6 protein-coding genes and 1 pseudogene are annotated in these 6657 nt (G+C 55.6%); all 7 read right to left on the minus strand.

The window, feature by feature from the left end; translation table 11 throughout:
- Positions 1-31 precede the first annotated feature (31 nt).
- Positions 32-982 (minus strand): annotated as a pseudogene (locus DXA87_RS17275) (type IV secretory system conjugative DNA transfer family protein); the annotation flags it as partial.
- The gene (locus tag DXA87_RS17280; protein ID WP_107001182.1) at positions 979-1449 is read right to left on the minus strand and encodes a PcfB family protein; all 471 of its coding nucleotides are present in this window, start codon (positions 1447-1449) and stop codon (positions 979-981) included. The pseudogene DXA87_RS17275 and the gene DXA87_RS17280, both read right to left, overlap by 4 nt.
- A 91-nt stretch (positions 1450-1540) precedes the next feature.
- Positions 1541-2590 (minus strand): hypothetical protein, encoded by a 1050-nt coding sequence (locus DXA87_RS17285; RefSeq protein WP_107001183.1) that lies wholly within the window; start codon positions 2588-2590, stop codon positions 1541-1543.
- A gap of 14 nt (positions 2591-2604) precedes the next feature.
- Positions 2605-3318 (minus strand): antirestriction protein ArdA, encoded by a 714-nt coding sequence (locus DXA87_RS17290; protein WP_107001184.1) that lies wholly within the window; start codon positions 3316-3318, stop codon positions 2605-2607.
- 4 nt (positions 3319-3322) lie between these two features.
- Entirely contained in the window at positions 3323-4408 is a 1086-nt protein-coding gene (locus tag DXA87_RS17295; RefSeq protein ID WP_107001185.1) for a DNA cytosine methyltransferase, read from the minus strand.
- Complete coding sequence (locus tag DXA87_RS17300; protein WP_009901612.1) at positions 4395-4751, minus strand: hypothetical protein; 357 nt, start codon at positions 4749-4751, stop codon at positions 4395-4397. Before DXA87_RS17300 ends, DXA87_RS17295 begins: the two co-directional genes overlap by 14 nt.
- A 309-nt stretch (positions 4752-5060) precedes the next feature.
- Complete coding sequence (locus DXA87_RS17305) at positions 5061-6440, minus strand: ParB/RepB/Spo0J family partition protein (RefSeq protein WP_107001186.1); 1380 nt, start codon at positions 6438-6440, stop codon at positions 5061-5063.
- Between the last annotated feature and the right edge of the window lie 217 nt (positions 6441-6657).

Genomic DNA, 6657 nt, shown 5'->3' on the forward strand with positions numbered 1-6657 from the left:
CATGATTAAGAAGTCACTTAGAGCATATATCACCGCTGGCCAGCTTGTATTTCTTATACTGTCTCACAGCGAAGTGCTGGGGACTGCGGCGTTCCAGCCCATCGAACATATAGTCAACCGCATTTTTGAAGGTTTCGTCATCTTCCCGGACTTCCATGCTGTTTATCATTTCCACCAGCGTATTCATGTTGCGTTCTTCCTCCGGCCCCTCAAAGACGATATAGGCCACAAGGGCGCAGTACAAAAGGGTTTCGGCTTTTGTCCAGAACTCGTCGCCCTCCTTGCCATCGCCTTTGGTATTGGCAATCAGGGCGGTAACGAATTTCAAAACATCGCTTTCCGTCTTGATATAGGCCAGCGGATTGTAGTGCATGGATTTGGAGAAGTCGATACTGTTGAACACCCGCACCCTGTATTTTTCCCTTTGCAGGAACCGCCCGCACTGGTCGAGGGTGCCGCCCTTCGGGTCTACCACCACATACGAGGAATGGGCTTGAAGGAGCTGCGGGGTCAGCCAGAACCTTGTCTTTCCCGAGCCGGACGAGCCGATGACACAGGCGTTTAGGTTCCGGGCATTGGCAGGTACCTTCGGACGGGTGTTCATGGTAAGGAACTCCGTCCCGGTTAAAATGACATTGTTCTGAAATTTAGGGTCTACAAACGGCTTTATATCCTCCTTTGTTCCAAAGCGGGCGGTGCCGTACTCCGCATCCCGCCGGAATTTTTTTGCCTTCCTGATCTTTGACTGTATCAGCAGATACATCCCAGCCGCACCGGCAAGGCCCACCAGCAGGTCAATACCGCCCAGCCCCGGCCAGTAGGTTTCAAAGGCTTTCGGGAAGGTGTCGAGCATCCCCATGAGCTTTGTCCCGAAGTCTGTGCCGGGTGCAGTCCGGTAGGCCGTCCCGATTTTGGAAAAAAACCAGAACACAAAGAGGTACGGCAGGTTGGGGAGCACATATTTTCTGATCTTGTCACTCAACGTCCGTCCTTCACCGCCTCTCTGGTCCGCTGCTTCTCCTTTGCCTGCGTCCTGATCTGCTCCGTGAATTTCCGAAGCTGGCCGAGGATAGAAGGCTTGTCCTGCTCTTTGTCCAGCACCTTTGCACTGTACTTCTGGAAGGCCGCCGTGATAGCGTCCGCCTGATTGGCTTTGAAAAACAGCAGGTAATGGCCGGGGCTCACTTTATGGAAAGCGTAGTCCACATGGAACTCCTTCGCGATCCGGTCAAAATCCTTCGGGGCTCCCACATAGGGCATGGCGCTTTTGCCGCCATAGTGGTTCATCAGCTTTTTCACACTCTGGCGTCCCTGTGGGGTCAGCGCCTTCCGGTGGTGCTTTTGCAGCGTCCGCACCACCTTCCCAAGAGCGGCAGCCAGCACTTTTCCCGTGAGCTTCGTTGTCCTGATCGAAAGGGCAACCGTTTTTTGGTTTACTTCTTCCTGCATAAAACCTCCTTTCCGTCGGGGTTCCCGCTATCCGGGAGGCCCCCGTACAATCTCGGCGAACAGAAAGCCTCGGGCCAATGTGGCCCGAGGCTTACCGCTCGGCATCCCTGCCGGACGGAGCTTTCTTTTCCGGCTCCGTCTGGACTTTTTCGCCCTGTTCCCGCATGGTCTGCAAGATAGAGGGCTTCTTTTGAAGCTGGGAGGGCTTTTCGCCGGACAGCGGCTTGATACATTCCAGCCGGTCAGCCGCCCGGATGGCGTTGTCCGTGAGCTGCCTCTGCCATGCACCCACGCTGGGAGCCCAACGAAAGCCGCTGCTTTTCAGCTCGGCCCGGGTGTCCGCGTCAGGCTTTCCGTCAAAGAACACCTGCAAGCGGTTGTCCTCCCGGTTCATTTCCACACGACCCCCATCGAACTCCCAGCCGGAAAATTCCTGCTGTGCCTGTTTGGAAAGCTGTTCGATACGGGCCTTTACCCGGCGGATCTCCGCGTTGTTGTTGGTAAGCTGGTAGCTTTCAAAGGGCCTCGGGTCGCTCCGCCAGCTTGACGCCATGCTTGCTTTCAGCTTTTCGATCTGGTCCGGCGACAGCAGCGCACAGCCATCCAGTTTGCCATGCTTGCGGTAATAGGCGTTGACCTCCTTCATAATGAGCTGGGAGCGTTCCAGCCCGTCCAGCTTCTTCTGGAGCTTTTCAATCGCTGCCGGGTCATCGGCGCTGATCCCGCCCATGCCGGTACTGCGTATCTTATCCAGCAGCCCTTGAATATACTGCCATTCCTCCATGTTGCTGTCCCGGGCCCGGTTCTGTTTTTCCTTCTTCCCCACCGGGAAATTGGCAGGTCCGGCGATCATCACAGAGGGAACCCTTGCGTCAATGGCAAAGCCCTGGTTCATGTTTTCAGCCAGCTTTCGGGCATAGGTGTCTAACAAATGGTCGATCTTCTCATGGTACATGGGGGCCACCCGGGATTTCTGCTTTTCCGCTATGGCGGCGGCCTTGTCCACCATTGCCCGGTATTCCGCCGTTGCGCTCCCTTCCTTGTAGTCGGAAAAGCTGTTCATTTCCTTTGCCCGGCGGGCGGCTCCTTCATTGATAGGGTAATAGTTGATGGTATGCACCTCCTTCATGCTTCGGGCCATGCTGGCCCGAAGTCCTACCGTTCTTCATGGGAAGGCCCCGCCTTGTCCTTTTTCGGAGCGGGCGGGGCTTCTTGAAACCGTTTGAGTGCAACGAGAATGGAGTGGACAGGTTCGGCCTTTTCAGGATAGGCAAATATCCGGTGTTCCGGCGGAATGTCCTGCGGCCCGTGGTAATACTCCTTGAAGCCCTCCGGGACTGCCGACACATATCCACCGGGAGCGAATACGCCGCCCTCGTTGATACGCACATCCCGCCCGTATGCTTCATAATCGAAGTAGTTCTGAATGTGCTCCGGTATGTCGATGGTCCCAAGCTCGTCGGCGTAAAGGCGGCCCAGCCCTTCATCATCGGAAATATCCGGGTAAAAGCGGTAAAGGTCAAGGTTCTGCGTCAGGTTTATCAAATCCTTCACGCTCCGTGTGTGGTTTCCCAAGACAAGAGCGGCTTCAAAGGTTTCCAGTCCGCCCTTATCCCGTACTTCCAGCAGGGCGTGGCCCAGCTCGTTCAGCTCGTCGATGTTCTCACATTCGTAGAGATGATCGTAGAGCCCCAGCACATCGCTGTCAAAGCTGGTAAAGAACACTTCGCTGTACCGTTTCCCGTCTATCCCGATTTTGGCAAGGGCGGCCTGCAACTCCTGTGTCGTCGTGGGGAAATGTACCGTTGTCCCTACCTCAATCCCCATCAAGGGGTACAGGGCGGTGTTGGTTATATAGGCTTCAAACATGGGCTCATTCCTCCTTTCCGGCCCGGTCAGCCAGCACCTCATAGATCCCGGCCATAATGTAATCGGCGCAAGGGAGGGCAATCGCGTTCCCCAGCGCCTTGTAGCGTTGCAGAGGCCGGATCTCCACGCCGTCCGCCCCGTACTTTGTCCAGCCCTCTGGCAGCCCCATCAGCCGTTCGCTTTCCGTTTCCGTCAGAAAACGGATACAGCCGCCCTCCGGGTCGCCCTCATACCAGAAGGCGAAGGGCGTCACGTCACTGGCTAAAAGAGTGGGAAAAGGGTCAGTTGGTAATCCGAAGCTGTTTCGGAAGGCCGTTTCTTCCTGCCTTTTTGCCGCTCCCCGCATACGGAAGCACTGAAAGGGGTGGATGACTGGTATCTGCCGCCCTGTTTCAAAAGAAGCTGTTCGATCTCCTTCGGCGGCGGCCCGCCCGCCCTCTCCGCAAGGCGGAGGAAGTGGGAGCATTGGACGGGGCTTAAATAGTATGTCTGCGGCACGTCTGCCTCCAAAATCCGCCACGACGAAAATCCGCTGCCTTCGTGCCAGCCTTCGGGTGCCTGCCCAATACTGGGCGTCCATGAGCCGCCAGCACACATCAGGCGTTCCCCCTCGCACCATTCCGGCATTTCCCCATCTTCCCGAAGGAGGCATTGGAACTTCGGTGTCCGAGAAGGCGGATAGGACGGCTCTAAAGTCCATCCGGTCATTTGTAGAAAACGCTCCCATGACGTTTTCCCAAACAGCGATAGCTGGATATAGGTTATCAGTAGCATCCCTCATTTCCTGTATGATACGAAACGCCTGATAGAACAGGCTTGATTTTGCCCCGGCAAGGCCGGAGCGGTTGCCGATCAGAGAAAGGTTCTGACAGGGGGAACCGAAGGTTATCACATGGACCGGCGGGATTTTCCCGCCGTCCACCTTCGTAATATCTCCCAAATGCGCCATATCGGGAAAGTGCCTTTTGGTTATGGAGATGGGCGCTTTTTCAATCTCGCTGGCCCAGACCGGACGGATACCGCACCGGGAAGCAGCCAGAGGGAACACGCCGATCCCGTCGAAAAGGCTCCCCAGCTTAATGTCCGGCATGGCCCGGGGTGCCGTGTCCCTTCACGGCAAGCACCCCTTCCAGCGTTGTCGCCGCAATGCCCAGCCGTCCGGCAACCGCAATATCGTTTTTCACATCCTCGTCCACAACGCTGCCGCAGACGATCAGGGTATGAGAACGCCGCAGCATATCCCGGCGCATATCAATCCCGGCCTTATGTTCCTCGGGAACGCTGTCATTCAAAAACAGCGGCAGGTACAAGAGCGGGCAGATCGGGGAAAAGCCCGCCTCATAAGCAAGGCGGCAGTAGTGAGCCGCCAGCTCCATATCAACATCCGGCTCGCCGCTCCATGCGGCGGTCAGGTACGCTAAAGGTCGTTTCATTGGTTGAGCCTCCATTTCTGTTTTGGTTTAGGGAAAAGCAAGAGTTCGCCCAATCCCTCCGCCCCTTCCCCCGGGAAGGGGAACGGCTCTGGAGAATTTATATCCCCGTCGCTTGACCGGGAAAAAGCATAACCGGGAGAAATCCGTCAAGGGTGCCTCTGGCACCGCCTGCGGCGGCGCTGCCCTTGACTGATTTTCCCGGCTATGCTACGGAATAACTGGCGACGGGGAATCATTTATATCTCCAGAGCTTCGGGGCGCGGGGCAGAGCCCCGCAATCCTCGGGCCATGCTGACCCGAAGTTTTAGCTTACTTTTCCTGTTCGGTTTTCTTCTCCGGTTTTTCGTGTTCCTTCTGCTGACCCTTCCAGTCGTCCAGCAGCTTGATGATCTGGTCCTTCATTTCCCTCGGCGTAGTTTCCTTGCCGAAATACTTGCTCAGTTCCGCACCTGTCAAAATCACTTTGTCTACCTCCTTTTTGTCCTCCATCATAATGCCGTCGATCACATCCCCGTTGAGCAGCTTCTTTTCGTCCAGTTCCCGCATACGCTTTGCCTGCGCCTGTGAAGGCGAGGACTGCTGGCTGTCAATGGCAACGGCGATATAGTTCTGGTTCTTCTTGCCGATATAGGAAAGCTCCACCGCCGTAGTAAAGCCCAGTTTTTTTTCATCCATCAGCTTCATCAAGTCGGGAACCAGCTCATTGAGCCGGATATACCGCTGCACCTGTTTGACCGCCATCTTATTACGCTCGGCCACAATTTCGTTGGAGCGTTTTCCTGCGTCCTTCGGGTCAATCTGGCCCGAAGTGCGGGAGCCCTGGTGCTTGATAGCCTCAAGCTGCATTTTCAAGGCTTTGGCCCGCTCACTGGGGAGGATTTCTTCACGCTGGTTGAGATTATCCTCGACCATCTGCGTGATGGCTTCATCGTCTGTCAGGTTTCGGACGATACAGGGCATATCCGCATATCCGGCAAGCTCGCTGGCTTTCTGGCGGCGGTGGCCGGACACGATCTCATAGCCGCCATCCTCACGGGGACGGACGATAGCGGGCTGGGTCACGCCCTTGTCCTTAACGCTGGACACCATAGCCCGCATTTCTTCATCGTCCCGGACTTCAAAGGGATGGTTCTTGAAGGCGTGGAGTTCGTTCAGCTTGATATAGACGATCTGCTCCTTGCCCCGGCGTGGAGCATCCTTCGGTTTTTCGGGTTCCTTCGGAGCGGGAGCGGCCTGTACCGTTGGAGCCGTTTTTTTCTCCGGTTCCTTTTTGACCGCCTTTTCCGTTTTCTGTGCGGGAGCTTTGGATTTCGAGGCTGCGTCCTTGTCCTTATCTGCTTTCGGGGGACGGCCCCGGCGCTTCGGCTGTTCCGGCTCTTTGGGTTTTTCCTCTGCTTTTTTCGGAGCCTCCGGCTGCTTTTCCGGTTTCTCCGCTTTTGCCGGGTCAGGCTTTTCCACGCCGGGAGCTGCCGCTCGTTCCTCGGCTTTCTTTTCCTTCATAATTTCAGCGAAGTTATAGACAGAAACCTGTGGGGTCTTTACCTCTGGTTCCGTCTTTTTTTCCGGCTCCGGGGAAACGGAAACCTTCTCCGACTCTTTTGGGGGATTAGGCGGTGTTTCCTTGCCCGGCCCGCTATCCGTTACCGGCTGTTCCGGCGTTTTTGTGGTTTTATCATCTGCCATAAGCATTTACCTCCTGTTTTTTGGCATGAAAAAAGGGGCTCAACTTTTCAGTCAAGCCCCCGTGGGAAGTTCCTCCTTTCTCCGCCATGATACAAAAATACCGCCCGTAGTCTCGTTTGGGCGGTACTTTGTGTAAGATTGGCAGTCCATTATTAAGTTTTTTATTATGTTCCCTTTGTACACCGTTGCAAGCGTTCCAACAGTAAAGAAAACTGGCCAAAAT

Origin of the sequence: Desulfotomaculum sp. OF05-3 (assembly GCF_003435535.1) — a bacterium.
Lineage (GTDB): Bacteria > Bacillota > Clostridia > Lachnospirales > Lachnospiraceae > Pilosibacter > Pilosibacter fragilis.

What these genes read in the sequence shown, in the direction of transcription:
- DXA87_RS17290 (WP_107001184.1), bottom strand. Translation starts at nt 3,318, where the DNA reads ATGTTTGAAGCCTATATAACCAACACCGCCCTGTACCCCTTGATGGGG.
- DXA87_RS17305 (WP_107001186.1), bottom strand. Translation starts at nt 6,440, where the DNA reads ATGCTTATGGCAGATGATAAAACCACAAAAACGCCGGAACAGCCGGTA.
- DXA87_RS17295 (WP_107001185.1), bottom strand. Translation starts at nt 4,408, where the DNA reads ATGCCGGACATTAAGCTGGGGAGCCTTTTCGACGGGATCGGCGTGTTC.
- DXA87_RS17280 (WP_107001182.1), bottom strand. Translation starts at nt 1,449, where the DNA reads ATGCAGGAAGAAGTAAACCAAAAAACGGTTGCCCTTTCGATCAGGACA.
- DXA87_RS17285 (WP_107001183.1), bottom strand. Translation starts at nt 2,590, where the DNA reads ATGGCCCGAAGCATGAAGGAGGTGCATACCATCAACTATTACCCTATC.
- DXA87_RS17300 (WP_009901612.1), bottom strand. Translation starts at nt 4,751, where the DNA reads ATGAAACGACCTTTAGCGTACCTGACCGCCGCATGGAGCGGCGAGCCG.